Annotated in this window: 24 protein-coding genes and 2 pseudogenes; 19 read left to right on the top strand and 7 right to left on the bottom strand. The window is 38.8% G+C overall.

Annotated features, from left to right (window positions below):
- Positions 1-27 precede the first annotated feature (27 nt).
- Positions 28-2154 carry an HAD-IC family P-type ATPase gene (locus tag ACTQ46_RS06400; RefSeq protein ID WP_441748208.1) on the bottom strand — a complete coding sequence of 709 codons (2127 nt, stop codon included), beginning with the start codon at positions 2152-2154 and terminating at the stop codon, positions 28-30.
- Positions 2063-2395 carry a hypothetical protein gene (locus ACTQ46_RS06395; RefSeq protein ID WP_441748206.1) on the bottom strand — a complete coding sequence of 111 codons (333 nt, stop codon included), beginning with the start codon at positions 2393-2395 and terminating at the stop codon, positions 2063-2065. Before ACTQ46_RS06395 ends, ACTQ46_RS06400 begins: the two co-directional genes overlap by 92 nt.
- A gap of 261 nt (positions 2396-2656) precedes the next feature.
- Here ACTQ46_RS06395 and ACTQ46_RS06390 point away from each other — a divergent pair, with 261 nt between their 5' ends.
- The 19 genes and pseudogenes from ACTQ46_RS06390 to ACTQ46_RS06300 all read left to right on the top strand — a co-directional run bounded on the left by ACTQ46_RS06390 (position 2657) and on the right by ACTQ46_RS06300 (position 22647).
- Positions 2657-3568 (top strand): SDR family oxidoreductase, encoded by a 912-nt coding sequence (locus ACTQ46_RS06390; RefSeq protein ID WP_441748204.1) that lies wholly within the window; start codon positions 2657-2659, stop codon positions 3566-3568.
- Positions 3569-3931: 363 nt separating this feature from the next.
- Positions 3932-5116, top strand: coding sequence for an NRAMP family divalent metal transporter (locus ACTQ46_RS06385; RefSeq protein ID WP_441748202.1), 1185 nt, complete (start codon positions 3932-3934; stop codon positions 5114-5116).
- Between the two features lie 39 nt (positions 5117-5155).
- Positions 5156-5875: a 5-oxoprolinase subunit PxpB gene (gene pxpB, locus ACTQ46_RS06380; RefSeq protein ID WP_441748200.1), complete on the top strand. Its 720-nt coding sequence runs from the start codon at positions 5156-5158 to the stop codon at positions 5873-5875.
- 1 nt (position 5876) lies between these two features.
- Positions 5877-6911: a biotin-dependent carboxyltransferase family protein gene (locus tag ACTQ46_RS06375; protein ID WP_441748199.1), complete on the top strand. Its 1035-nt coding sequence runs from the start codon at positions 5877-5879 to the stop codon at positions 6909-6911.
- Positions 6889-7314 carry an acetyl-CoA carboxylase biotin carboxyl carrier protein gene (gene accB, locus ACTQ46_RS06370; protein ID WP_441748197.1) on the top strand — a complete coding sequence of 142 codons (426 nt, stop codon included), beginning with the start codon at positions 6889-6891 and terminating at the stop codon, positions 7312-7314. The genes ACTQ46_RS06375 and accB overlap by 23 nt, the downstream gene beginning before the upstream one ends.
- A 2-nt stretch (positions 7315-7316) precedes the next feature.
- Complete coding sequence (gene accC / locus ACTQ46_RS06365; RefSeq protein ID WP_441748196.1) at positions 7317-8678, top strand: acetyl-CoA carboxylase biotin carboxylase subunit; 1362 nt, start codon at positions 7317-7319, stop codon at positions 8676-8678.
- 901 nt (positions 8679-9579) lie between these two features.
- Positions 9580-10350 carry a LamB/YcsF family protein gene (locus tag ACTQ46_RS06360; protein WP_441748194.1) on the top strand — a complete coding sequence of 257 codons (771 nt, stop codon included), beginning with the start codon at positions 9580-9582 and terminating at the stop codon, positions 10348-10350.
- Positions 10351-10730: 380 nt separating this feature from the next.
- Positions 10731-12239 (top strand): phytoene desaturase family protein, encoded by a 1509-nt coding sequence (locus tag ACTQ46_RS06355; protein WP_441748192.1) that lies wholly within the window; start codon positions 10731-10733, stop codon positions 12237-12239.
- Between the two features lie 48 nt (positions 12240-12287).
- Positions 12288-12930, top strand: a pseudogene (locus ACTQ46_RS06350) (phytoene/squalene synthase family protein).
- A 489-nt stretch (positions 12931-13419) separates the two neighbouring features.
- Positions 13420-14025 (top strand): nitroreductase family protein, encoded by a 606-nt coding sequence (locus ACTQ46_RS06345; RefSeq protein WP_441748190.1) that lies wholly within the window; start codon positions 13420-13422, stop codon positions 14023-14025.
- 10 nt (positions 14026-14035) lie between these two features.
- Positions 14036-14323 carry a DUF503 family protein gene (locus ACTQ46_RS06340; RefSeq protein WP_441748188.1) on the top strand — a complete coding sequence of 96 codons (288 nt, stop codon included), beginning with the start codon at positions 14036-14038 and terminating at the stop codon, positions 14321-14323.
- 386 nt (positions 14324-14709) lie between these two features.
- Positions 14710-15507 carry a transporter substrate-binding domain-containing protein gene (locus ACTQ46_RS06335; protein WP_441748186.1) on the top strand — a complete coding sequence of 266 codons (798 nt, stop codon included), beginning with the start codon at positions 14710-14712 and terminating at the stop codon, positions 15505-15507.
- Between the two features lie 56 nt (positions 15508-15563).
- On the top strand, positions 15564-16247 hold the full coding sequence (locus ACTQ46_RS06330) for an amino acid ABC transporter permease (protein WP_441748184.1): 684 nt from the start codon (positions 15564-15566) through the stop codon (positions 16245-16247).
- Complete coding sequence (locus tag ACTQ46_RS06325; RefSeq protein ID WP_441748182.1) at positions 16240-16962, top strand: amino acid ABC transporter ATP-binding protein; 723 nt, start codon at positions 16240-16242, stop codon at positions 16960-16962. The genes ACTQ46_RS06330 and ACTQ46_RS06325 overlap by 8 nt, the downstream gene beginning before the upstream one ends.
- A 1201-nt stretch (positions 16963-18163) precedes the next feature.
- Positions 18164-19486, top strand: a complete 1323-nt coding sequence (locus ACTQ46_RS06320) for an MATE family efflux transporter (protein WP_441748180.1) — start codon at positions 18164-18166, stop codon at positions 19484-19486.
- The gene (locus tag ACTQ46_RS06315; RefSeq protein ID WP_441748178.1) at positions 19476-20000 is read left to right on the top strand and encodes a GNAT family N-acetyltransferase; all 525 of its coding nucleotides are present in this window, start codon (positions 19476-19478) and stop codon (positions 19998-20000) included. The genes ACTQ46_RS06320 and ACTQ46_RS06315 overlap by 11 nt, the downstream gene beginning before the upstream one ends.
- A gap of 83 nt (positions 20001-20083) precedes the next feature.
- Entirely contained in the window at positions 20084-20827 is a 744-nt protein-coding gene (locus ACTQ46_RS06310) for an SDR family NAD(P)-dependent oxidoreductase (RefSeq protein ID WP_441748176.1), read from the top strand.
- A 170-nt stretch (positions 20828-20997) separates the two neighbouring features.
- The gene (locus ACTQ46_RS06305; RefSeq protein WP_441748174.1) at positions 20998-22362 is read left to right on the top strand and encodes an aldehyde dehydrogenase; all 1365 of its coding nucleotides are present in this window, start codon (positions 20998-21000) and stop codon (positions 22360-22362) included.
- Positions 22363-22395: 33 nt separating this feature from the next.
- Positions 22396-22647, top strand: coding sequence for a kinase to dihydroxyacetone kinase (locus ACTQ46_RS06300; RefSeq protein ID WP_441748172.1), 252 nt, complete (start codon positions 22396-22398; stop codon positions 22645-22647).
- A 77-nt stretch (positions 22648-22724) separates the two neighbouring features.
- Here the strand turns inward: ACTQ46_RS06300 and ACTQ46_RS06295 are convergent, their stop codons facing one another.
- The 5 genes and pseudogenes from ACTQ46_RS06295 to ACTQ46_RS06275 form a co-directional block, all read right to left on the bottom strand.
- Positions 22725-22955, bottom strand: a complete 231-nt coding sequence (locus ACTQ46_RS06295; protein WP_441748241.1) for a hypothetical protein — start codon at positions 22953-22955, stop codon at positions 22725-22727.
- A gap of 113 nt (positions 22956-23068) precedes the next feature.
- Complete coding sequence (locus tag ACTQ46_RS06290; protein WP_441748171.1) at positions 23069-24103, bottom strand: acyl-CoA thioester hydrolase/BAAT C-terminal domain-containing protein; 1035 nt, start codon at positions 24101-24103, stop codon at positions 23069-23071.
- Between the two features lie 17 nt (positions 24104-24120).
- Positions 24121-24198: a zinc-ribbon domain-containing protein gene (locus ACTQ46_RS06285; RefSeq protein ID WP_441748239.1), complete on the bottom strand. Its 78-nt coding sequence runs from the start codon at positions 24196-24198 to the stop codon at positions 24121-24123.
- A 78-nt stretch (positions 24199-24276) separates the two neighbouring features.
- Positions 24277-24488 (bottom strand): annotated as a pseudogene (locus tag ACTQ46_RS06280) (zinc ribbon domain-containing protein); the annotation flags it as partial.
- A 236-nt stretch (positions 24489-24724) separates the two neighbouring features.
- On the bottom strand, positions 24725-25987 hold the full coding sequence (locus tag ACTQ46_RS06275; RefSeq protein ID WP_031587700.1) for an IS1380-like element ISEnca1 family transposase: 1263 nt from the start codon (positions 25985-25987) through the stop codon (positions 24725-24727).
- Positions 25988-26276: the final 289 nt, after the last annotated feature.

Below are 26276 nucleotides of genomic sequence, written 5' to 3'. Positions count from 1 at the left end.
TTTATGATAGTACATCTGGCTGAGTTTTTAGTAGCAGCTGATGTACTGTTTTTGAAACAGAGCTTTTTGTGAGCTTATATAGTCCAAAGACGGATGCGTAAGCACTGCTAAGACCACAAGCTGAATTAATGTAAGAGAGGTCATGAATATCAGCTTTCCGCCAAAGAGCATAGAACCGATCAATGCTATAGTACAGCCTGCGAACAAGATCGTGTTTGACAAGGTGAAGGGCGTGCAGTTTGCAAATAAGGCTAAGATTCCCGCTGAGGAAAGAACGGCTGCAGACATTGTGGAAAGAGCCGGGTCAGGAATGTCTATGACGGTTGAGGCTGCCTGAAGTAAAATCATCACTGCTGCTGTTGCCATACCGATAGGGATGGAGGTTTTCACAGCATTATCTAAAAAGCTTCCGGATACACGTTCACGATTCGGTTTTAATGCCAGGAAGAAGGAAGGAATCCCGATGGTGAGTGCGTTGATTAAAGACATCTGGATGGGCATAATCGGATAATCTTTTCCCCAGAAGACAAAGAATACAGCAAGGATCGCAGAGTAAGTGGTCTTTACTAAGAATAAAGAGGCTACTCGATGGATGTTGTTGATAATTCTTCTTCCTTCGTAAACGGCCTTTATCAAAGAGCCGATGTTGTTTTTCAGAAGGATAATATGGGATACGTTTTTCGCTGCATCGCTTCCTCCGGCCATAGCGACACTGCAGTCTGCTTGTTTTAAGGCGGGGACATCATTTACCCCGTCGCCGACCATGGTGACGATATTTCCTTGCTTTTGCAGAGCAAGAAGAATTTCTTTCTTTTGGAAAGGACTGACTCTTCCGAAAATGGAAGTAGTTTTCACTTTTTCAAGGATGTTTTGATCAGCGACCTGTTTCATATTTGCAAAGCTCTTCATGTTTTTTATGCCGGATCTTTTTGCGATAGCGAAAACTGCTTGGGGATCGTCGCCGGAGATGATTTTCACTTCGACATTTTGTTTTTCGAAATAGTCGAAAGTTTCAGCTACATCTGTGCGGAGCTCGTCTGAAAGGATAAGGATACCTCGAAGAGTGCTCTCTTTTTCATCAAAGGTTTTTGCTTCCGAAAGGATAAGAACACGGTAGCCTTCGAGAAGGCGAGAGTGTATTTTTTCTTGCAGGGATTCGGGAATGCTGTAGTTTATAAATTCGGGAGCTCCTAGAAGCCAAGTTCCCTTTCCTTCGAATTCTGCTTTCGAATGTTTTCGTTCGGAAGAGAAAGGAAGGATAGAGGCAGCTTTCCAGTTCGTTTTCTGTGTAAAAGTTTTCTGCAGGGACTTCTGTGTCTCGTTTGCGGCAGGTAGGACGGAGGAAAGGGCAGAAGCTGCTTGTATCGTGGTATGTTTATCTTTCTCTTCTGCTGTAAGGTCCTTTATAGAGATTGTTTTATCTCCTTCTACTAATAGAAGATCCATAAATTTGATTTTTCCAGTTGTAATAGTACCTGTTTTATCGACACAGAGGATGTTTGTTCTAGCCAGTGTTTCGATACTGGAAAGTTTTTGGATCAAGGAATGGTGTCTGCTCATCGCTACGTCTCCAGCTGCCATGGAGACGGAGGTTAAGAGTATTAATCCTTCCGGGATCATGCCGATAATAACCGATACAGTTTTTACTGCTGCAGAAGGAAGATCAGTGGTAGAACCGACAAAAAAGGTTCTTGCAAAAAGGAGAATTCCTGCAGGAAGTATGATCAAACTTAGAAATTTTAAAAGATGATTTAGGGATTTGTTCAGTTTTGAATTTTCTTTCTTTATTTTTTTAGACTCATGGGTGATTTTGCCGCTCATAGTATCAGCACCTACAGCGGTGACTTTTGCATAGCATGCCCCGGCAGTAACGGTAGAGCCGGACCATAAAGGGTCTCCTGTTTTTTTCTGGATGTTTTCGGATTCTCCTGTGAGGGAGGATTCGTCTACTTCCAGATTCTGGTTCTCAACGATTTTACAGTCGGCGGGGATTTGGTCGCCAGTCTCTAAAAACAGGACATCATCTAAAACGATCTTTGTATACTCCTGCTTTTCAAGTTTGTCATCTCGAAGGACACGGACATAGGGCTGGGTAATCAGTGTTAGTTTGTCGACGGTTCTTTTTGCCTGAATCTCCTGAAGGATTCCGATCACTGTGTTGATCACGACAACGGATAAAAAAGTGAGATTGATTAAATAGCGAAGGCTTCTTTAAGGATGCGATCAGGATAATAGCTGCAAGGATCAGGTTGATAAAGTTAAACAGGGTAAAGATATGCTCCTTTAAAATATCGGGGATGGTTTTTGAGTTTTTGTTTGTTATCTTGTTAAACTGGCCTTTTTCCATGCGTTCAGAGACCTGAATGCTGGTAAGACCGCCTTTGTAATTTTTCATAGGACTCCTCCGGGAATGTTTTATGGATAGTTGATCTCTTTGATTGATAGCTATTATATCTTAGGGGTATGTGCAGATTATGAAGAGAGAAAAAGCTGCAGAATATTACTCGTTAAACTTTGATGAGAGAAGCAATAGTAAAAATGGATAGAAGAGGATTTTCTGCAGGATCAACTTCTAGAAAGGGTATATTCAACTATAAAGACAGCGGCATAAAAAATTCTGAAAACTAGATTATTTAACCATAGAGGGAGGAGAACTATGAAAAAGAAAAAAACCTATTTGATCACAGGGGCAGGTTCCGGGTTCGGCTGGGAGATTGCACTTCGAATGGCGGAAGATCATGAAGATGTTATCGCAGGGGTGGCGAATCATCGCCAAGGAAAGGAACTGGCAGAAGAAGCACGAAAGCGGAATGTTTCTATCAGGATCGCGAAACTGGATATTACATCTTCGGAAGACAGAGAACTTGCTGGCACATGGGATGTAGATGTGCTTTTAAATAATGCGGCAGTTTCTCTAGGAGGATCTATAGCGGATATTCCTGAAGAGGTTCTTCGAAAGCAGTACGAAGTGAATTTTTTCGGAACGATTTTTTTAACTCAGAAGATCGTTCATCAGATGGTGAAAAAAGGGGCAGGAAAGATCGTTTTTGTCAGCTCTCTTCACGGAATAATGGCCGACCCTATATCCGGTCCCTACTGCAGTTCGAAGTTTGCACTAGAGGCTGTGGCAGAGTCCTTAAGCAAGGAGCTTCAAGAGTATGGCATCGAAGTAGCGGTTATCAATCCTGGTCCTTATATGACAGGGCTGAATGACCGGGAGTATGCATCTATGTCAAAATGGCAGGAGGATGTTCCAGAAAGACTCTTTGACTATGAGGAGATGGCTTTTCCTTACGAGCAGTTTCTAAATATAGACCCTGTAGTAGAGGGAACGATAGATGTGATGACTGGCAAAAGCAATGAGTACCGAACTGTAATACCGAAAGCTATGGGAATCTATGGCAAAAAACGACAACGCGATCTTTGGAACAAGAAAACAACCAAACATCTAGGGAAACGCCATCCTTTGATAAAGCGGGAGTTTAAGATGGAACCGGAGACAACTGTCGTAGAAGGCATCCACAGGATGATCACGGATCCTTTCCAAAAAGAGGACAAGAAAAAGTGATAGTTCTTAAGTTTAAGTAAAGTTATTTGTTTCGCCTTTGTTGCTGCTTACGTTGTTTGATTATAGTCTGAAGGGAAAGCTCTCTTGATCGATTGTCCGATCAGGGGATCTTTTTATGGATAGATCCTATTATTCTTAAAAGAGTTCTCTTGTTAGCAGTTATAAATCGAGATTTTCCTTTATGGTATAATAATTCTATCCAACAATCATTTATACCTATTCTGATCTACAGAATATTTTCTTTAGTCTGGGTTGTCTTGGGCTTTCTTTTGGTAGATAAGAAGGTATTTTTGAAATAAAATAAGCACCTTGATTTGTTATAAATATAATGAATTCATACGCGGTGCAAAAGGAGAGAGAAAAATGAAAGAAAATTCAAAAAACTTGTCGATACTATTGGGAGCAGCGTTTTTAATGGCAACTTCAGCCATAGGACCCGGGTTTTTGACTCAGACTGCCACTTATACCGGGAGTCTTGGGGCAACATTCGGATTCGTTATCTTGATTTCACTGCTGTTTTCAGCGATTGCTCAGCTTAATATCTGGAGAGTGATCTGTGTTTCGAAACTAAGAGGACAAGATATTGCAAACAAGGTTGCACCGGGTCTAGGTTATTTTATTGCGATACTAGTTGCAATCGGAGGACTTGTTTTTAATATTGGCAATGTTGGAGGAGCGGCAATCGGGCTTCAGGCGATTTTCGGAATGGACATTAAGTTTGGGGCAGCTATTGGCGGAATTTTAGGAATCTTAATTTTTATTTCCAAAAAAGCCGGTTCTGTTATGGACCGTTTAACTCAAGTTTTAGGAGCCCTTATGATTGTTCTGATTCTTGTTGTAGCTGTAATGACACAGCCGCCTATAGGGCAAGCGATTCAAAGAACATTCTTGCCGGAAAGTCTTCCTCTTGTTGCTATTATTACGTTGATCGGGGGAACGGTAGGAGGATATATCACGTTCTCTGGAGGTCATAGACTTGTAGATGCGGGGATTGTAGGAGAAGAGAATCTGTCTCAAGTGAACCGTTCTGCCGTTATGGGCATGGGCGTTGCAGCCATTGTCCGGGTTTTATTATTCCTTGCAGTACTGGGAGTTGTATCAAAAGGGGTGGCATTAGACGCAGCAGATCCAGCCGGGAGTGCTTTTCAACAGGCTTTAGGAACTACAGGATATAAAATATTCGGGATTGTCTTTTTAGCAGCAGCACTGTCTTCTATTGTAGGCGCGGCTTATACTTCCATTTCATTTTTAAAAACATTAGTAGAACCTGTTCGTAAAAACGAACGTTTATGGACGATTATCTTTATTGCTTTTTCGACATTGGTATTGATATTTGTAGGACAGCCTGCAGCGATTCTTGTGTTTGCAGGAACAGTAAATGGATTTATCTTGCCGATCATGCTTGCAGCGATGCTTCTAGCAAGCAGGAAAAAGTCGATTGTAGGAGAGTATAAGCATTCTTCTGTTCTTTACTGGCTAGGATGGGTAGTGGTGATTCTTACTTCTATCATGGTTCTTCGTTCCATTTATTTATTGATAGCAGGTTAAAAGACTCCTGAGGTTAAAGAACTTATTATGGAGGACAGCATGGAAAATAGAGTAAAGCCTGTGGGAGATCAAGGAATTATGATCTCCTTCGGCAATGAAATAAGCGATGAGATCAATGGCAGCGTTACTAATTTTGTCGCTGATTTTAGAAAGAAAAACTTTGAAGGAATTATTGATATTATTCCTGCCTACAGTTCGGTTTTAATATCCTATGAGCCTTTTGTGTGGGGATATCCAGAGATTAAAAAAGAAGTAGAATCTCTTTTGGACAACAAGAAGGACAGCGAAAAAAAACGAAAAAGAATTTACGAGATTCCTGTGTGCTACGGAGAAGAGTTTGGGCAAGATATGGAAACTGTTGTTGCCCATACTGGTTTAACAGAGCAAGAGATTATCCGAATCCACAGCGGGACGGATTATCTGATATATATGCTGGGTTTTATGCCGGGGTTCGCTTATTTAGGGGGAATGGACGAAAGACTGATTACTCCTAGGCTGGATAAACCTAGACTAAGTATTCCAGCAGGAAGTGTAGGAATCGCTTCGGCTCAGACCGGTATTTATCCTATGGAGTCGCCGGGAGGCTGGCAGCTTATCGGAAAGACACCCTTAAAACCTTACGATCCTTCGAGAGTGCCGGTAATTCTTTATGAAGCGGGAGACTATATCCGTTTTGTTCCTGTTTCAAAAGAAGATTACGACCGCATCGAAAGGGAAGTTGAAGAAGGTATTTATAAAATAAGAAGAAGGGAGGAGTAGAATGGGGATTATAGTTTTAAACAGCGGAATGAAGACCACTATACAGGATAGAGGCCGCTATGGTTATCAAAATTCCGGGTTTTCTGTGTCTGGCGTGATGGACCGCCGTTCTGCGACTCTTGCAAATTTCTTGGTAGGAAACGAGCCGGGAGAGCCTGTTATAGAATTCGTACTGACGGGACCGGAGATTTCCTTTACAAAGGATACGATTATTGCCTTGACAGGAGGAGATTTTCATCCTAGAGTCAACGGAAATCCAGTAGAAAACTATTGCGCTATCGAAATCCGAAAAGGCGACCGCTTAAGCCTTCCTTTTGCAAAGACAGGAAGCTACGGTTATCTGGCTATAGCAAATGGTTTGGAAATCGAAAAGATAATGGGCAGCTTTTCAACAAATACCAGGGTTCATATCGGAGGATTCAAGGGGCGTCCTTTGGAAAATGGAGACAGCATTCCCTTTGCCAGAAGCAGAAAGCAAGATGAAAATGCACTAGTCCGAAGGATGAAGCCGGAAGTTTTTGAAGAAACGAAGGTGGAGCTTCGTGTAGTATTGGGTCCGGAGGAGGATTTCTTTACAAAGAAGGGAATAGAGACCTTCCTTTCAAATGAATACACTTTGACTTCTCAGATAGACCGGATGGGTTATCGTCTGGAAGGGGAAGAAATCGAGCATAAGGCTTCTGCAGATATTATTACAAACGGCATTGCCTTTGGAGCCGTTCAGGTTCCTGCCCACGGCAATCCCATAATCATGCTTGCAGACCGCCAGACAACCGGCGGCTATACAAAAATTGCAAATATTATCTCTGTGGATATTTATAAACTAGTCCAGCTTCGAGAGGGAGATTCTGTTACCTTTAAAGAAGTGTCCCCGGAAGAAGCTCAACGAATTTATAAGTCGGAGATAGAGAAGTGGAACAAAACGAAAGAAAAAATTGAACAAAGAGTACAAAGAAAGGGCTTTAAAAGAGCTGCAGCACAAAGGATAGCATCTTTGTACGAAGGAGGTTCTTATGGATATAGAAAAGATCATTAGAATAATGGATAGAATGGAGAATTCTTCCATCATGTCCTTTCAGCTGAAAGAGGGAGAAGATGAAATTATTCTTTCTAAAAATAAAGAGCAGGCAGCAGTACCCTCTTCACCTCAAACACAACCTACAGAAAATCCTGCACGGAAAGAGCCGGAAACTCCATCAGGAGATTATTTAAAATCTCCGATGATCGGAACATTCTACGCTGCACCGGCGCCTGATGCAGATCCTTTTGTGAATGTGGGTGACGTGATCGGCAAGGAGCAGGTAGTCTGTATTATCGAAGCGATGAAAATGATGACAGAAATCAAAGCGGAGATGCCTGGAGTAATCGAGGAAATGCTTGTTGCCAACGGCGAAAAGGTAGAGTTTGGACAGCCTCTTTTTAGATTGAAACGAGGGTAGCGATGATAAAAAAAATTCTTATAGCAAATCGAGGCGAAATTGCTGTTCGAATCATAAGAGCTGCAAGGATTCGAGGAATTAAAAGTGTAGCAGTCTATTCGGAGTCGGATCAGAATTCTCTTCACGTGAAGCTTGCTGATGAAAGTGTTTGTATCGGAGAAGGACCTGCATTCAAGTCCTATCTGAATCAGGAGCGAGTGCTTTCAGCAGCGGAAATAACCGGTGCAGATGCAATCCATCCTGGATACGGTTTTCTAGCGGAAAATCCTGATTTCGTCAGAAGATGCGAAGAGATGGGGATCGAGTTTATAGGACCTCGAGCTGATGTTATGGAGCTTATGGGAAATAAGTCTATGGCGAGAAAGACTATGGATGAGGCGGATGTGCCGGTAGTTCCAGGAAGTTTAGAATCCTTGACAAAGATGAAAGATGCTCTTAAGATCGCTGAAGAAATCGGATTTCCTGTGATGATAAAAGCCACTGCAGGAGGCGGCGGAAAAGGAATGAGAGCCGCTTCTTCAAAGGAATCTTTTCCAAGACAGTTCGAACTTGCCCAAAGGGAAACGAAGCTTGCTTTCGATGACGACCACATGTATGTTGAAAAGCTGATCGAAAATCCAAGACATATTGAGATACAAGTACTGGGAGATCAAAGGGGCAATATTATCGCCTTAGGAGAGAGAGACTGCTCCGTACAGCGAAACCATCAAAAGATGATCGAAGAATCTCCTTCCCCTTTCATTGATGAAAAGACAAGGGAAGAAATGAATGATGTAGCTGTCCGTGCGGCGAAAGCTGTAGGGTATGTGGGAGCAGGAACCATCGAGTTTATTATGGATGAAGATCGAAATTTCCATTTTATGGAGATGAATACGAGAATTCAGGTAGAGCATCCCGTAACGGAGATGGTAACAGGTATCGATCTTGTAGACTGGCAGATCCGTATAGCAAATGGAGAAACCTTAACAGTGAAGCAGGAGGATGTAGAACTGAAAGGCCACGCTATCGAATGCCGTATCAATGCAGAAGCTCCTATGGAAAACTTCAGACCCAGCCCAGGAAAGGTTGGCCATACCCATCTGCCGGGAGGAAACGGAGTGCGAGTAGACACCTTTATCTACACAGGATATGAAATACCTACCGATTATGACTCCATGATTATGAAAATTATTGTCCACAGCGAGAACAGAGAAGAAGCCCTTAGAAAAATGGCAGCAGCATTGGATGAGACAGTGATTTTAGGAATTGAAACAAATCTCGACTTCCAGTATCAAATCCTTCATGATCCTGTGTTTGCTAAAGGACTTGCGGATACAAGTTTTATAGGGAAGTTTTTGAAGGATAAAAGGATGGAAAAGGAGTAAAAGAAGGCGGGATTGCTGATGGGCCCAGGCAGGATGCCTTCGGCACCTAGGCTCTAGGCGGCACGCCTTTAGTAAGAAAAGAGTGAAGTGTGAAAGAGGGGAGAGGGGAGTTGTAGAGGAAAATAAGAAGTACGCTTATTTTCTACGTATGAAAAAGGCGTCGCTAGATGCTCTCCTGCTTCTAAGCGTTGGGGGTGTAAAAGGAGGGGGTATGGGGGAGGATATGGCCGATCGTTTCTAGCCAATCGCAAAATACCGCTCTTGGGAAACGAGTGGCATGAGGCCTGCTTGTCAAATCAAAAGACCTGATTTGAGCTAGGGCTTCAGGAGAATCTTGGGCGCTCTTCATCCTCCCCCAGAGATGGAAACTAATACCTTTCTCATACTATAAAAGTATAGAAATAAGAAATTTAGGGCTTAGTTTTCTAGGTAAAAACTCTTTTATTGTAGGACATAATAGAACGGCAGGATGCCTGTAGTAAGAAAAGAGTGGCCAGTCATTTCTAGCCAAGAATGTAAAAACACCATTCTTGGGAAATGAGTGGCATGAGCTAGACCTAACTAGCGTTTTTAAAAAAGCTTTAGTAGATCTGGTGCAACTCGTTCTCCAAATAAGTTTTTTCATTTGTCGAAGAACGATCTGCTGACCTGTGGCCAAATCTAAAGATCTGATTTGAGCTAGGGCTTTAGGAGAATCTTAGGAGCTCTTCATCCTCCCCCAGAGATGGAAATTAAGACTTTTCTTATACCGTAAAAATATTGGAATAAGAAATCTGGAGGATTAATTTTCTATTTTTACATCAGTCAATATATCGAAGTTTTAAGATTAGATATAGTATACTGATAAATTTTTAGAGAAACGAACATAAGGAACGCTAACGCCGTTTTTGAAGGAGGGAATATGTATAAAGTAGATTTAAATAGTGATTTAGGTGAAAGTTTTGGACGATATACGTTGGGTAATGACGAAAAGATTATTTCATTGATTTCTTCGGCGAATATTGCCTGCGGTTTTCATGCCTCTGATCCAATGGTGATGGATAAAACAGTTTCTTTAGCGAAGAAATACGGGGCAGGTGTTGGAGCTCATCCCGGATTTCCGGATCTTTTAGGTTTCGGAAGGAGAAATATGGTTTTAACTCCTGAGGAAGCAAGAAACTACGTTAGCTATCAGATCGGTGCTTTATATGGTTTTTGTAAAAGTTATGGAATCGAGCTTTCTCATGTGAAGCCTCACGGGGCTCTTTATAATATGGCTGGAAAAGATCCTGTTCTAGCAGAGGCAATCTGCGAAGGGATTGCAAGATTTGACGAGAATATTATTCTGTTAGGACTAGCAGGAAGCGAGCTGTTAAAAGCAGCAGAAAAGAAGGGACTTGCTTCTGCTTCGGAATTTTTCGCAGACCGTGCTTATGAAGAAGACGGCAGTCTTCGAAACAGAAAGCTTGAAGGATCCATGGTAACGGATGAAGAGGTTTCTGTAAAGAGAATCATTCAAGCTGTAACACAAGGAACAGTTGCCGCCTATTCAGGCAAAGAGATTCCAGTGAAAGTGGATTCTATCTGTGTTCATGGAGACGGAGAGAAAGCTCTATTGTTTGTAGAAAAAACAAGAAAAGCTTTAGAAGAAGAAAAGATCGAAATACTTCCATTGAAGGATATTGTAAGATAGAGATTAAATAGAAAAGATCAAGAGGATGCTTTCAGCAGTTGCTGCTGGAAGCATTTTTTATTGCAGATAGGATTAAAAACACTCTATTCAATCTCTGAACACAATCGTTGATACCTATATGAATATAATGATTTATATGTGGATAGGTGGGCATTATTTATATATGACAGGATAGAATTTTAATATTCTATTCTGTTTTTTTGTGAAATTCTCTACTTTGCAATGATTATCAATTATATAAAGAGGGTAATTTATGGATATACTTATCAATCGATAAGTAATGTAGTATAATTTTTTATAGAATGAAACATATAAATTGAAAATTAAAGTGCTCAAAATAGAATGAGAGCAGTTTTTAAGAAAAGAAAGAGGAATGCGTAATGAGAAGTAAAAAAAAGGGAATTGTTATCGGAGCAGGTACTGCAGGGCTGGCTTCTGCTATTCGTCTGCAAAATGCCGGTTTTGAAATGGAAATATTCGAAAAAGAATCCGGCCCCGGGGGCAAGATGACTCAGATAAAAAAGGATGGTTTTACTTTTGACTTGGGTCCGGCGATTGTGATGATGCCCGAGGAGTATCTGGATATTTTTAAAAGCTGCGGAAGAAACCCGAAGGATTATATAGAGATGGTGAAGCTTGATCCGATGTATAATGTGTTTTTTGGTGAAAATTTAGAAAGGAAATATGAGGTTTCTAACGATATAGTAAAACTTACTTCTATGCTGGGAAATATCAGTACTGATGATACGGAAGGGTTCTTTCGTTTTTTATCCGACATTTATACACGCTTTCGTATTGCAGAAAAACACTTTATCCGAAAGTCTTTTCGAAAACCTTCTGATTTTTTTAATCCAAAAACTCTTGTACAAGGTTTAAAACTTAAAACCTTTGACAGTGCTTCGAATATGCTTTCGAAATATGTGAAAAATAAAGATATTCAGTCTATGTTTAGTTTTCAGACGTTATATATCGGCGTTTCTCCGAAGAAGGGACCATCTTTGTATAATATTATTCCGATGATCGAACTTTTATACGGGATCTGGTTTATCAAAGGGGGGATGTACTCTATGGCAAAGGCTATGGAGAAATTGTTTTTAGAGCTGGGCGGCAAGATTCACTATGGAGAAGAAGCAGAAGAGATTCTTTTTGAAGGAGAATCCTGCAGAGGAATTGCTTTAAAAGACAGAGATGTATCCAGTGATTTTGTCCTTTGCAATGATGATTTTCCTTATGCTGTAAAGAATTTGATCAAGGATCCTGAGAGAAAAGGCAAGTATCAAGATGAGAAAATCGACGCTATGGACTATTCCTGTTCTTGTTTAATATTTTATTTTGGCTTACAGGGAGAGGTGTCCGAACTAGAGGTTCACAACTTTATAATTTCAAGGGATATTGATAAAAATTTAGATCAGATTTTCGAAGGGGAAAAACTGGAGGATCCTTCCTTCTACTTATTTTTTCCATCAAAAATAGATCCTTCTTTAGCACCAAAAGGCCATACAGGGATGTATGCATTAGTACCGGTGTCGGATTTAGGAAGTGCGAAGTATGAATATTCTGCTAAAACTATAGAAGAATATCGAAGCGCCATAATTAATAGAATGAAAAAAATCCCAGGACTGGATAATGTGGAGGAAAGAATTGTTTCAGAAACGGTTATTCAGCCTCAAGATTTCAAAGAAAAGTTTCATTCCTATAATGGAACCTGCTTCGGTCTGCAGCCAACATTGACACAGTCGAATTATTTTAGACCTCAGCCGAAGTGGAAAGAAGCGGAAGGACTGTATTTTTGCGGAAGCAGTACTCATCCCGGTGCGGGAGTTCCTATTGTTTTAGAGTCGGGAAGATTAGCCAGCGAAGAAGTAATAAAGGATTATGGATATGAATAATTTAAAAGACGATTATAGAAAATGCGAAGAAGTGATTAAAAAAATTCTCTGTCTTTTTATGCTGCTTTTAAAAATCTGCCGCTAGAAGAAGCAAATGCAGTCTATTCTATCTATGTGTTTAATCGAATCATCGACGATATTGTAGACGAAACACCAGACCAGAAAGCGGCGTTAGAAAAATACCGAGATTTTTATAAGGAGTACGAGTTCTTCAAAAATAGAAAGGACAAAGACAACTATAATTGGAGAGCGTTAAGGGATACAGTGGATAAATATGATATTCCTTATGCTTTTTTTGAAGAACAATTAGAAGGACAGCGGCGGGGAATTGGGCTGACTGGTTTTTCGACGGAGGAAGAGCTGGAAGAGTATTCTCGTTTAGTGGCAGGGTCTGTAGGGAAAATGCTTCTTCCTGTTTTAAGCAGCAGCTATGATCGAAAAATGGAAAGAGCTTGCGAAGAACTCGGAATCGCTATGCAGTATACTAATATTAAGTGATATTTCCGAAGACGCGAAAGTACGATCCCAAGTCTATCTCCCGGAAGACCTTATGAAAAAGTATGGCATTAGTATTGAGCATATTAAAGAGAAAAGATTAAATGACAGCTACACAGAAATGATTTGGAAGATGATAGAGAAAGCAAATACGTATTATGATTCTTTTAAAAACTCTGTCCTGATTTTAAGGTAAAATCAAGGCTTCCCTTGATGCTTGCTCTGGTATATTATCGGGAGATTCTTCGAGAAATAGAAAAAGATATTCCGGGTAGTTTAGAAAAACGAGTAGTGATCAGTTCAAAAAGAAAAATGGAATTATTCCACGAAACTCGAAAAGAGATAAGAAACAGGTTTTAGGAAATAGGGAAAAGGCGGGGTAGATTTGCAACCTAGGCAGGATGCCTTCGGCACCTAGGCACTAGGCAGGACCGCTTTGCGGCCTAGGGAAAGAGAAAAGATAGGGGATAGGTTATAGGATTTAGGAAGTAGGGGTGGTGGAAAATACTGTGCATTTTCTTCGTAAATAAAAGGTGTCGTTAGATGCTCTCTTAGGATAAAGAAAGTAAGAGGTATAGCTCTTGTTATTATGATTCCTGGACTATTTTTCCTTTTCCCGATATATTTATTACTAAATAGGGTAAATATGTAAAAGTAAATATTATATATTTTGAAAGGGGAATATATGGATTATTTAGCTGCAGTGGCAAAAAGACGATCAGTTTACAGTTTAAAGAAAGAGTCGACACTCAAAGACGAAAATCTTATCGAGATGATTAAACAGGTGACTCAGGATGCACCTAGTTCGTTGAACAGCCAGTCCCAGCGTGTTGTGATTTTATTAGGAGAAGAACACGATTATCTTTGGGAAAATATCGTTATGGAGACTTTGAGAAAGGTTGTAAACGATGAGGAAAGATTCAAAGAAACAGAGAAGAAAATCAAGGGATTTGCAAAAGCTTACGGAACAGTTCTTTTCTATCAGGATAAGAATTCTTTAAAAATTATGGAAGAAAAATTCCCGGATTATGCTCATAACTTTGACCGATGGGCAAGTGAAGGAGATGGAATTCTTCTTTATGGAATTTGGACAGCTTTAGCATCCTGCGGTTTGGGAGCGAGTGTTCAGCATTATAATCCTCTTATCGATGAAGAAGTGGCACAAAGGTATGATATTCCAAAAGAGTGGATGCTCATAAGCCAAATGCCATTTGGAGTTATAGAAGAATATCCAGAACCGAAAGAAAAAATGGCTGTAGAAGAAAAGGTTAAAGTCTTCGGAGAAAAATAAGGGTGAGAGTATGATTATGTTGATGATGAGAGTAGAAATTGATATAAGAGGAGTTCGATCTTTAAAAGAAAAAAGACAGATTCGCCTTCGGATCATCGACAGACTTCATCATCATTACAAACTTTCCGTGAAAGAGATTGAAAAGCAGAATTCCTTAGATTTTCTAACCTTAGGTATTTCCGAAGTTCTTTTGAAAGAGTCGGAAGCTTCTCAAAAGAAAGAGAAATATCTGGAAAAAATCGAAGAATGGTGCGATTATTCTGTTCGAGAAGTTCTATGGGACTGTATAATAGAATAAACTGCCCTCCAAAGAAAGGAAGTTTTTTCAGCAAAGCTTATTGCTGTAAAAATGTCCTTTCTTTTTTTAGCAGCCGTAGGCATACTGCTTTTCTTTAAGCTGTGACAAAAGAGAGCTGTATTTTCCTCTTATCAAAAAAGCTAAACAAAAAGCACAATCAATGTCTCTACCATAGAAAACGTTAAAAAGACTTACCTATATTCTGACACAAACACTTACCTATGTCTTGACACAAATGACTTACCCATGTCGTGATCAGACCTCCCGCTTTCTTTCCCTACTTCCTAAGACCTATAACCTACTCCCTCTCTTCTGTTTAACTTAAATATTGATATCAAGGGTTTTCAATGATAGAATATGAACATATAAATAAATGGAGGAGAAATATGAAAAAGTTAATGAAAATTGTAATGGCCTTAATGATGGCGTTTGTTTTAGCTGCCTGCGGCAATGCACAAAATGCGGAAAACACAGAACCAGCTGAGCAGGGCGCATCAAGCGGCGAGAAACTTATCGTTGGATTAGAAGCAGGATTCCCGCCATACGAGTACATAGGAGACGGCGGAGAGGTTGTGGGAATCGATATCGATATTTCTAAAAAAATTGCAGAAAAGCTTGGCAAAGAATTAGAAGTAAAAGATATGGATTTTGACGGAGCTCTTTTAGCGGTTCAATCAGGAAAGGTAGATATGGTAGCTTCTGGAGTTTCTGTAACAGAAGAACGAGAAAAACAAATGGATTTCTCTGAGAGATATGTTGATTCTACAGAAGTGGTTGTAGTCAATGCAGCAAATCTGACAGTAGAAACTCCTACATGGGATGCTTTAAACGACAAAATTGTAGCAGTTCAGCAGGGAAATATTGCAGATATTCAAGTCAGCAATCCAGAAAATACGCAGCCGAAAGAAGTGAAGCGTTATACGAAGTTTGTCCAAGCTACAGAAGATTTGAAAAATGGAAAAGTGGACTGTATCGTAATGGACCAGCTTCCAGCAGAAGAATTAGTAGCGGCGAATAATGATACTTTGAAGATTCTTGAAGGCGAGCCTCTGTTTGTAGATCAATATGCGATTGCAGTTCAAAAGGGAAATCAAGAGCTTTTGGATCAAATCAACACCGTAATCAAAGAGCTTAAAGAAAGTGGCGAATTAGACAAGATTATGGAAAATCATGCACAAAAATAAGGGAGAGGAACCTGTTTAAGGTTCCTTATCTTTTACTTAGAAGGGAATATTGAGATATGAATATATTAGACCGATTATATGAAGCCTTCGTTCCTCAGGGACGATATATGCTTTATTTAGATGGTTTGCTCTTAACGTTGAAGATCACTGTTTTAGCTGTTATTATCGGTATGGCTATCGGAGTGATTGTTGCAATTATCAAGGTAAGCCGCAAGCAGAATGCTATTATGGGGATTCTGGCAAGAATAGGAGACCTTTATACAACTGTAATTCGAGGGACACCGGTCCTTTTGCAATTATTAATCATATATAATTTGATTTTTACTTCAAGATCTACAAGCGAAGTGCTTGTAGGAGCTGTTTGTTTCGGAATCAACTCTGGAGCCTATATCGCTGAGATCGTCCGTGCAGGGATTGAAGCTGTGGATAATGGACAAGCGGAAGCAGGACGGAGTCTAGGATTTAAGCAGGGGGAAACGATGCGCTATATTATCCTTCCACAGGCGATTAAAAACATTCTTCCAGCCCTTGGAAATGAGTTTATCGTATTGATCAAGGAAACATCTGTAGGTTCCGTTATAGCTATTACTGAGCTTACAAAGGCGGCTACTTTAGTAGGATCGAGAACCTATGATATCTTACCCCCTCTATTTATTGCAGCGGCATTTTATTTAGTATTGGTTCTTATTTTACAGAAATTCCAAGGAAAATTGGAAAGGAGGATGGCACAAGTTGATTGATATTCTAAATTTAGAGAAGGCTTTTGGAGAGCATGAAGTCTTAAAAGGTATTACAACGAAGATTGAACGAAAAGACAGAGTCGTTATCGTAGGTCCATCCGGTTCTGGAAAATCAACCTTTTTACGCTGCTTGAATCTTTTAGAGCGTCCTACGGGAGGCAGGATCATAGTAGACGGACAGAATATTACAGATAAGAAAACGGATATCAACAAGGTTCGCCAGAAAATGGGAATGGTTTTTCAGCAGTTTAACCTTTTTCCTCATTTATCCATCGAAGAAAATATTACCATCGCGCCAAGAAAACTTAAGAAATTAAGCAATGAAGAAGCGAGAGAAAGAGCAAATGTTCTCTTAAAAAGGGTAGGCCTTGTAGATAAGGCAAAAGCATATCCGAATCAGCTTTCCGGCGGACAGAAGCAGAGGATTGCTATTGTAAGGGCTTTGGCAATGGATCCTGAAGTCATGCTTTTCGACGAACCGACCTCAGCTCTCGACCCAGAGATGGTAGGAGAAGTGTTGGATGTTATGACAGAGCTCGCTTATGAGGGCATGACTATGGTAGTGGTTACTCATGAGATGGGTTTTGCCCGCCAAGTATCGAATCGTGTTATGTTTATGGATGATGGTCTTATCGAAGAGGAGAATACTCCAGAGGAATTTTTCGCAAACCCGGAAAGCCCAAGACTTCAAAGTTTCTTATCGAAGATATTGTAGGGAGATAGGAAGAGGCGGGATTGCTGCACAACCCAGGCAGGATGCCTTTGGCACCTAGGCTCTAGGCAGGACCGCTTTGCGGCCTAGGAAAAGATAGAGGAAGATAGGGATGAAAGAAAAAGTGTGGAATGTGAAAGAGGGGAGAGGGGAGTTGTGGAGGAAAATAAGAAGTACGCTTATTTTCTACGTATGAAAAAAGGCGTCGTTAGACGCTCCTCTGCTCCTAAGCGTTGGGGTGTAAAAGGAGGGGGTCTGGGGGAGGATATGGCCGATCGTTTCTAGCCAATCGCAAAATACCGCTCTTGGGAAACGAGTGGCATGAGGCCTGCTTGGCAAATCTAAAGACATGATTTGAGCTAGAGCTTCAGGAGAATCTTAAGCGCCCTTCATCCTCCCCCAGAGATGGAAACTAAGACCTTTCTTATACTATAAAAGTATAGAAATAAGAAATTTAGGGCTTAGTTTTCTAGGTAAAGACTCATTGCTATAAAATCTTCTTGCTACTTTAGAAGTGCTTTTACAGTATACTTATATTAATTAAATATATTACTTCGCCACCGGGTGAAGTGGAAGGTATCGTATCTCTCCGTTAGGTCTAAGAAGGAGAGATGGGATGCCTTCTTTTTTTTAGGGAAAAGATAGGGAGTAGGAAAAGGCGGGATTGCTTCGCAACCCAGGCAGGATGCCTTCGGCACCTAGGCTCTAGGCGGCACACCTGTAGTAAGAAAAGAGTGAAGTGTGAAAGAGTGGAGAGGGGAGTTGTGGTGGAAAATGCGGAGCATTTTCTTCGTATATAAAAGGCGTCGTTAGACGCTCCCTTGCTCCTAAGCGTTGGGGGTGTAAAAGGAGGGGGTCTGGGGGAGGATATGGCCGATCGTTTCTAGCCAATCGCAAAATACCGCTCTTGGGAAACGAGTGGCATGAGGCCTGCTCGTCAAATCTAAAGACCTGATTTGAGCTAGGGCTTCAGGAGAATCTTAGGTGCCCTTCATCCTTCCCCAGGATTGGAAACTAAGACCTTTCTTGTACTGTAAATGTATAGGAAGAAGATATCTAGAGCTTTAAACTTTCTTATAGCAAGAGTTGCCATTGGAAGGAATAAATACGCATGGATCTAGAGGAACCTAAGCGTTAGTCAAGACATAGGTAAGTGTTTGTATCACGACAGAGGTTAGTATTTTAAATATTTATGGGGGAGAATATGGTAGAGATTAAGAGGGATTTTATAAAGTATGTAAGCTTGAATGTGATGAGCATGATTGCTTTATCTTGTTATATATTAGGAGATACGTATTTTGTGGCTAAGGGTTTAGGAGGGGAAGGGCTGGCGGCTCTTAATTTTTCGATTTCTGTTTATAGTATTTTAAATGGATTCGGACTGATGATCGGGATCGGAGGCGGAACGGATTATTCTTTAACACAGCATAAAGAAGGAGAAGGAAATAGATCCTTCAGCCATGCAGTGTTTATAGGAGGATGCGCGGCTCTTGTTTTTGTACTGATGGGGATCTTCTTTACGGAGCCTTTGTCTAATGTTCTTGGAGCGGAAGGAGCAACTTTGCCTTTGACCGTTACCTATCTTCGGACGATCCTTTTAGCGGCTCCTTTTTTCATTTTTAACAATATAAGTCTCGCCTATATTCGAAACGATAACAATCCAAAACTTCCAATGATTGCGATGATTACCAGCAGTTTTTCGAATATTGTACTAGATTATGTATTTATGTTTGTATTTGGCTGGGGGATGTTCGGAGCGGCCTTTGCTACGTCTTTGTCTCCTGTTATAAGCCTCCTTATTTTATCGAAGCATTTTAGAACTCAAGCAGGATTTAAATGGATAAAAACAAAAATTAGTTTAAATAGGATTTTTGCGATGGCATCTTATGGTTTTTCTTCTTTTATAGTAGAAATCGCCTCAGCTGTTTCTCTGATCACCTTTAATCTTATTATTATGAATATAAGAGGAACGATAGGTGTAGGGGCTTATGGGATCGTTGCGAATATCGCTTTAATCGAAACAGCTGTTTTTGTGGGGATTTCTCAAGGAATTCAGCCTCTAGCAAGCAGATCCTTCAGTTTAGGAAAAAAGACAGATCTAAAATTTATTTTTAGAGCTTCTTGGATTACGGCGGCTATAGTGATTATCCTTTGTTATGGAATCGTATTTTTCTTTGCAGAGGAAATAGGAATGCTGTTTAACAGCCAAGGGGATCCAGAACTTCTGGGCTTAGCGGTAGAGGGTCTTCGGATTTATTTTATTGGATACTTTTTCGCAGGTTTTAATATTGTGACTATTGCTTATTTAAGTGCTGTATTAAAAACAAAGGAGGGGATGTTTTTATCCATACTTCGAAGCATTGCAATACTTATTCCCATGGTTTTTATACTCCAGGAATACTTTAAGATGAGAGGAGTCTGGCTTTCCTTTGTATTTACAGAGGGAATTGTGTTTTTAATTATGATGGGTATATTCTATAGTGCAAAGAGAAATAGGGAAGAAAGGAAGACCGCAGATGAAATCTAGTGTATTAAGAGAAATGAAAAAGGAAGAGTTCAATGATTTTTTTAAGATCTTAGAAAGTTCTTTTCCCGTAAAAGAATACCGTTCCTATGAAAGGCAGAAAGAATTATTAGATCATCCAGATTATGATATCGAAGTTTATGAAGAAGAGGAAAGAATAAAAGGATATATCAGTTCTTGGAAGTTTAAAGATTTTAATTTTGTAGAACATCTCGTAGTATGTCCAGATACACGAGGAGAAGGAATCGGCACAAAGATTTTGACGTCTGCCCGATCAAAATGGATCAAAAGAATTTACCTAGAAGTAGAACCTCCAGAAGACAAGATCAGCAGAAGAAGGATCGCCTTCTATGAAAGAAACGGCTTTGAATTAAATGAGTATCCTTATGCTCAGCCTCCTTTAATGCCAGGAAATGCTGAAATACCTCTTCTTATAATGACCTCCCAAGGTAAGATAACCGAAGAAGATTTTCATGAATTTAAAAGGAAAATGAAAGGTGTCGTTTATATTTATTAAAGAAGATATTTATATTGATAGTTTTAAAACGATATAAGGTATAAGTATATCATTAGAGATAATAATATAACAAGGAGGAAAGTATGGGAAAATTAGATGGAAAAGTTGCGATTATAACAGGATCTACTTCAGGTATGGGAAGGGAAACAGCTTATTTGTTTGCAAAAGAAGGGGCAAAAGTCGTTATCACAGGACGAAATGAAGAGCGTTCTAAGGAAGCAGTTCAAAAGATTAAAGATACCGGCGGAGAAGCGATATATGTTTTAGTGGATATGACAGATTTAAAACAGGTGGAAAATATCTTCGACGAAACGATAAAAGTTTATGGAACGGTAGATATTTTGTACAATAATGCTGGAATGCTGTCAACAAAAAACACTTTGGATATTGAGCTGGAAGAGTTTTTAAATGTGTTTAATGTGAATGTAAACGCAGCTTTAGTCCTTACGAAAAAATGCGCTCCTGTGATGAAAGAAAAGGGCAAAGGGGTTATTATCAACACCGGTTCGGTAGCGGGAACCTCCGCAAGATGGGGATCTGTTGCCTATTGTTCTTCGAAACACGCAATGAGCGGTTTAACCAAAGCTTTTGCAAGGGAGCTTGGCCCGGAAATCCGCTGCAATGCTATTCTTCCTGGAGCGATCCAGACGGCGATGCTGGATTCTGTAGGGGGAGCCGATGCGATGGAACCTATGCGCCAGAGGAGTCCTCTTAAAACACTAGGAGAAGGGTTAGATATTGCAAACACAGCACTTTTCCTTGCTTCAGATGAATCTAGATTTATAACAGGACAATTATTAAGAGTAGACGGCGGAATCGATTGTTAGGGGAGTAGGAAGTAGGTAAAATAGGAAGTAGGGAATTGGTAGTAGGTAATAGGAGACAGGTAATAGGGTAAAGATTTTCTGTGCTTTATTATGAGTATAAAAAAGGGACGCTCCTGAGGAGGGTCTCTTTTTTTGTTCTAAAAGGGTATTAGTAAAGATAGGAGGTTTCTATGAATATACAAGAGCTAGTACAAAATCAAAGAGATTTTTATAATAGAGGTTATACAAAAGATTTAGATTATCGGATAAAGAAGCTTCGCGAATTAAAAGAAGCTGTAAAAATAAATGAGAATAGGATTATGGAAGCGTTAGATAAAGATCTGGGGAAGTCTCCTTTTGAATCCTACGAAACAGAGATAGGGATGTTTTATCAGGAAATCAATCATATTATAAAAAATCTGAAAAAATGGGGAAAGCCGAAAAGGGTTAAAACGCCTTTGGCTCATTTCCCTTCAAAATCCATAGTTTACTCAGAACCTTATGGGCAGGTGCTTGTGATTTCTCCGTGGAATTATCCCTTTCAGCTAACGCTGCATCCTTTTATTGCAGCAATAGCAGCCGGAAACACCGTGATTATAAAACCATCGGAGATTTCCGTACATTCTGCGAAGGTTTTAAGGAAGATTATAGAAGATACTTTCGATAAAGAATATGCTGCTGTTGTGGAAGGCGGTAAGGAAAGGACTCAGGAATTATTAGATCAACATTTCGATTATGTCTTTTTTACCGGCAGCACCGCTGTGGGAAAAATAGTCTATGAAAAAGCGGCAGAAAAATTAATACCTGTTACCTTAGAGCTTGGAGGGAAAAGTCCTTGTATTGTCGATAAAACAGCAGACATAAAACTTTCAGCAAAGAGAATCGCATGGGGAAAACTCTTAAATGCCGGTCAGACCTGTGTAGCACCGGACTATATTTGTTTACAAAAAGAAGTAAAAGAAGAGTTTATAAAATATTTAATAGAATCCATAGAGGAGTTTTATGGGAAAGATCCTTTAAACAATGAAGAATATCCCAAGATTATAAACGAGAAGCATTTTCGAAGACTTGTAGAATACTTGAAAAAAGACATTGTCCTTTATGGAGGGAGTTTTGATAATCAGAAAGAAAAAATAGCTCCATCGATTATAGAAGGAACCTGGGAGTCGGCTTCTATGAAAGAAGAGATTTTCGGTCCGCTTCTTCCTATTATTGTATTTGATCAGATCGAAGAGGTCGTGAATGTATTAAGGAATAAACCAAAACCCTTAGCCCTGTATCTTTTTACAACCTCCAAGGAAAATGAAGAAAGGATTCTGGGAGATCTTTCTTTTGGAGGAGGAGCTGTCAATGATGTGGTGATACAAGTTTCTTCAACCCACCTTCCCTTTGGAGGAGTAGGGAAAAGCGGACTGGGTTTTTATCACGGAAAAGAAGGTTTCGAGACCTTTACTCACAAGAAAAGCATTCTAAAGAAAAGCAATCTGCTGGATATTCCACTAAGATATCCGCCTTTTAAAAATAATCTGAAATTATTAAAGAAAATACTGAAATAAGAGTATAATATAAAGAAAAAAACAGGAGGAATTATGTTAGAGTTTAAATACGATACCCAGTTGTTAATCGAGGGAAAGAATTTATCGGAAGATGATATCGATGAATATATCAAAACACATTTTGAAGGAGACAGTCTCTTGGCGGTAGGAGATGAAAATCTGATTAAAATCCATTTTCACACAAACAAGCCTTGGGAGATACTGGAATACTGTTCTACCTTAGGAGAGATTTTTGATATTGTAGTGGAAGACATGGATAGACAATCAAAAGGACTGCAGGGATAAAAGCTTCCTGTACAAGAGCCTGTCAAGGGCTCTTTTTTTGTGAAGAATAAAAGGATTTGAAGTATGAAAAGCTGTTTTTATTGAATTCGGTTACAGAAATGTATAGAAGTATAATAAACTATATATCCTACTTCGTCCTTTACTGTTTTTTCAAATAGTTCAGCTATATCATATGGGGACATATCATATATATCTTCATACCATTCATTGCTTTCATCGTACATTGTCTCACATATTGCTTCAATATAATTTTTCTTATCCCTTGTGAGTTCTATATCACTTTCCAAAATAAACTGCTCACCATTTATATTTAACCTTCTTTCGAATAGGTATTATACTCCTATTTTACACAATAAACAACAAATAACAAATTAAAAACCAGAGAAAAAATTCATTCTCTGGTTAATACTAAAAACCTGTTTTAATGCCATTCACTAAGTTTATCCATAATCACTTTGTTACTTTCGTTAAAGGCCTTTTCATTTGCTTCTTTGTTACCACCCATATCTAGTGTCATTCCACTGGTATACATAAACCTATCTCCCACAAATATATGCCCTGCACCTTCATAAATAAAAACCTCAGTATTTTCTGGTCTCTTATTGTATATGTTTTCAGCAGCGACTTCACTTTGCCACATGTTATCATCATCACCAGCAATTAATACTATATTTGCATCAGTATTTTCGACTTTTATTCTAGCTTCTTCTTTGTTTTCGTCCCCTTTAGCTGCAGATTCATATCCCAGTCTAAAAGCCACTGGTTCATTTAGTAAAAATGATTTAAATAAATTAAATCCGTCACTTGAATTCCCAGCTTGCATATTTATATAAGGTACTTCCTCGCCCTTCCAAGTCCAAGAAGAATTCATTTGATTAAAATCTTCAAAGGATAATCCCATATAGGAAAACTCTGCTGGAGCCATAAGGATTAAATTGTCAATCTCTGAATATCTAGTTGCTAAATTCAGTCCCAATTCTGCACCTTTAGATCCACCATAAATAGTTATGATTTCACCATCTTCAATGTTGTCAGAAATATATTGTAAAACTTCATCAAAAAGTTCTAAAGGAACTTCCATTAGCTCTTTTTTCTGATTTTCCATTCCAAAGAAAAACAAAGATAAAACTTCATATCCATTTTGAGAAAATGCTTTTCCAGCCTCGTAATTTGGAGAGCCTTCAGAACCACCAAAGGTAATAACTACTCCTGGGTGTGTTTTTTCATTGGGAATTAATCTAAATCCATTTAAATAATCCCCCTCAATTCTAGATACTTCCACACCTTCAACATTCATATCATATTGGGACAAGTCTGTAGCTTTTAAATCCTCATCAGGATTGTAATTGTCCGGCTTGTACTTACTAGTGTTATAAGCTCGAAGTCCAAGGACCATTGCTCCAATTAAAATTAAAACAACTAAAATCCCAAGAACTACTTTTAATATTGTTTTCATAATTTCCCTTCTTTTAATTAAAGTTTAGTTCCACAATTTGGGCAAAATGTATGATCTTGTTCTACAGAATATCCACAACTAGAACAATTTAACATTCTAGAATTATTAGTATATATAGGAGTTAAATCTTCATCTCCTACACTAACATTTCTTCCAGATTCAATGTCTCTTCCAATTCCTTCTGACAAAAAAAATAATGACCCACAGCAACTAGCCTCCATAAAATACTTTTTTCCCATTTAAATACTGGTATAAAAAATAAACTTAAAGCGTTGTATTCAACAAAAACGTTATATCTTCCATATCTACCACAAACACTACATATTCTCGTTTCACCAAAATCTAAATCATCTCTTTTACTTGTAATGCCAAAAATGAAAAACATATATACTCCTCTATTTTAAAAGTTTAATACCTAAATTCCACGTGCATTTTTTATTAGCTTAAAAGAACACTATTTCACGAAGAATTTAAACTGATACTCCCACATTGTAACATTATTTACCACCACCTTTCAATCTTTTTCAATAAATTATTGATTGCAACTTTGGAGTAAAGATACTTATTAAACCCTGCAAGTTATCCACAGAGCAACACTCGATTTTCAAGATGATATCTTTATTATACCAGACATTTTTCATACACTTCCTTGTACGGATAGTTTTCTGACAAATTCATAATTACAGTTCTTGCGGTTTTAATGATTTTGGCTGCAAGAAATACATACTTCAAACGAAAGGTCTTTATTTGCTGTCTGTATTCTGAAGGCTCTAAGGAATCAATCTTGAACAACAAAAACAGGTTATATGAAAGCATCATCATTTGAAACACCGCTTCATTTGCCCAAAATGATTTAAGTAAAAGATGACCCACCGCCATGTCGTATTTGGCTTCTTTAATATAGTTCTCAGCATTGCCACGTTTTTCATAGGATATAACTACTTTTTCAGAAAGCAATGTAGTGTTTGTCACAAAGAAAAAGTATTCGTACTCAGAGCCTTCTAAAAGTGATATTTGTGCTCTTTCTTTTTCTGGTTTCAGTACGCGAGACACAACAAACCTTCTGTCTTTCTCCCAGTTATCTAATTTTGTAAACAGTTCTGTAGTTTCTCTGCCTTCTTCACCTTTAACGAATACAACCGATGAATTCGTTGCTTGGGATGCAAGCGTAGAATAACTTTTGGCTTTAATTAAATATTTGCAACCAAGAGATTCTATCGTTTCAATAATTTTTTCATCAAAGTAGCCACTATCCATTCGAAATAAAATCTCTAAATCATCTGTTTTGATGTTGGCTACTATTTCTTTGATCATTTCAGATGCACCGTTAGCTGTGTAAGTATTGCCACTTCTTACAAATCCGGTGACGTAGGCTTTTAATTCGTCGCAAAATGCAAACTGGATATTGTAGCATCGGTTTCCTAGTTTCTTGGGATTATATCCTTTTGATGCACCTTCTTGATGACCTTCTACGTTGATTACACTACTATCAATATCAATCGTAATGGATGTCAATTTACTTTTAGTGAGCAGTTTTTTAAAGACTTTAAAATTAATGTCTCTAAACATTTGTGTTGTCTTAAAGGTGAAGTTTCCTAAAAATCGTGACACTGTTTCAGGTTCTTTTACGGAAATATCAAATTCATTAACGAGTGGATCATTTTGAAGGAGCTTTAGACGTTCTAGCTTGTCTATACCAATAAAGTGACCACAGATCATCGTCTTTATATGATTCATCTTGATTTTATTTGTGGAGTCATTATCAAATACGAGGTCATCTTCAACTAGATCAAAAATCTCATTACTTTTTGCGTTCTCAAGGAGAAGAAAAAGACCTGCATTTGATGTTAGATTCTTAGCTGTGAAATCAATTTTATTAATCATAATTTAAACCCCTTTTTCTGCTTTTGTTACTATTGTTGTACCATATATCGACTCATAAAAGCTGATAATTCAACACATTTTTGAGCATTTTTCTTTCACCCAATGGGTGAAAGCTGAATTTTGAAGGAACGTATATTTATCAATGCTTTGAGGGTGGTTTATAAAGTACTGACGTAGAATCTCAGTATATATATTGAAAAAACGAAGTATTTTAATACTACTTTTTATTATGTAATAAGAATCTGCGTAAGGATAATTCTTAGGGGTATAATTTAATAAATAAAGACTT

The sequence above is a fragment of the Gallicola sp. Sow4_E12 genome (assembly GCF_052116305.1).
Lineage (GTDB): Bacteria > Bacillota > Clostridia > Tissierellales > Peptoniphilaceae > JBQKLI01.
Note: the sequence above shows the minus strand (reverse complement) of the source record. Positions and strands in the feature narration are given on the sequence as shown.

Coding starts and splice junctions, on each gene's coding strand:
- ACTQ46_RS06355 (WP_441748192.1), top strand. CDS start 10,731: ATGAGAAGTAAAAAAAAGGGAATTGTTATCGGAGCAGGTACTGCAGGG.
- ACTQ46_RS06275 (WP_031587700.1), bottom strand. CDS start 25,987: ATGATTAATAAAATTGATTTCACAGCTAAGAATCTAACATCAAATGCA.
- ACTQ46_RS06360 (WP_441748194.1), top strand. CDS start 9,580: ATGTATAAAGTAGATTTAAATAGTGATTTAGGTGAAAGTTTTGGACGA.
- ACTQ46_RS06290 (WP_441748171.1), bottom strand. CDS start 24,103: ATGAAAACAATATTAAAAGTAGTTCTTGGGATTTTAGTTGTTTTAATT.
- ACTQ46_RS06315 (WP_441748178.1), top strand. CDS start 19,476: ATGAAATCTAGTGTATTAAGAGAAATGAAAAAGGAAGAGTTCAATGAT.
- accB (WP_441748197.1), top strand. CDS start 6,889: ATGGATATAGAAAAGATCATTAGAATAATGGATAGAATGGAGAATTCT.
- accC (WP_441748196.1), top strand. CDS start 7,317: ATGATAAAAAAAATTCTTATAGCAAATCGAGGCGAAATTGCTGTTCGA.
- pxpB (WP_441748200.1), top strand. CDS start 5,156: ATGGAAAATAGAGTAAAGCCTGTGGGAGATCAAGGAATTATGATCTCC.
- ACTQ46_RS06300 (WP_441748172.1), top strand. CDS start 22,396: ATGTTAGAGTTTAAATACGATACCCAGTTGTTAATCGAGGGAAAGAAT.
- ACTQ46_RS06330 (WP_441748184.1), top strand. CDS start 15,564: ATGAATATATTAGACCGATTATATGAAGCCTTCGTTCCTCAGGGACGA.
- ACTQ46_RS06335 (WP_441748186.1), top strand. CDS start 14,710: ATGAAAAAGTTAATGAAAATTGTAATGGCCTTAATGATGGCGTTTGTT.
- ACTQ46_RS06285 (WP_441748239.1), bottom strand. CDS start 24,198: ATGTTAAATTGTTCTAGTTGTGGATATTCTGTAGAACAAGATCATACA.
- ACTQ46_RS06320 (WP_441748180.1), top strand. CDS start 18,164: ATGGTAGAGATTAAGAGGGATTTTATAAAGTATGTAAGCTTGAATGTG.
- ACTQ46_RS06305 (WP_441748174.1), top strand. CDS start 20,998: ATGAATATACAAGAGCTAGTACAAAATCAAAGAGATTTTTATAATAGA.
- ACTQ46_RS06345 (WP_441748190.1), top strand. CDS start 13,420: ATGGATTATTTAGCTGCAGTGGCAAAAAGACGATCAGTTTACAGTTTA.
- ACTQ46_RS06395 (WP_441748206.1), bottom strand. CDS start 2,395: ATGAAAAATTACAAAGGCGGTCTTACCAGCATTCAGGTCTCTGAACGC.
- ACTQ46_RS06390 (WP_441748204.1), top strand. CDS start 2,657: ATGAAAAAGAAAAAAACCTATTTGATCACAGGGGCAGGTTCCGGGTTC.
- ACTQ46_RS06375 (WP_441748199.1), top strand. CDS start 5,877: ATGGGGATTATAGTTTTAAACAGCGGAATGAAGACCACTATACAGGAT.
- ACTQ46_RS06310 (WP_441748176.1), top strand. CDS start 20,084: ATGGGAAAATTAGATGGAAAAGTTGCGATTATAACAGGATCTACTTCA.
- ACTQ46_RS06385 (WP_441748202.1), top strand. CDS start 3,932: ATGAAAGAAAATTCAAAAAACTTGTCGATACTATTGGGAGCAGCGTTT.
- ACTQ46_RS06340 (WP_441748188.1), top strand. CDS start 14,036: ATGATTATGTTGATGATGAGAGTAGAAATTGATATAAGAGGAGTTCGA.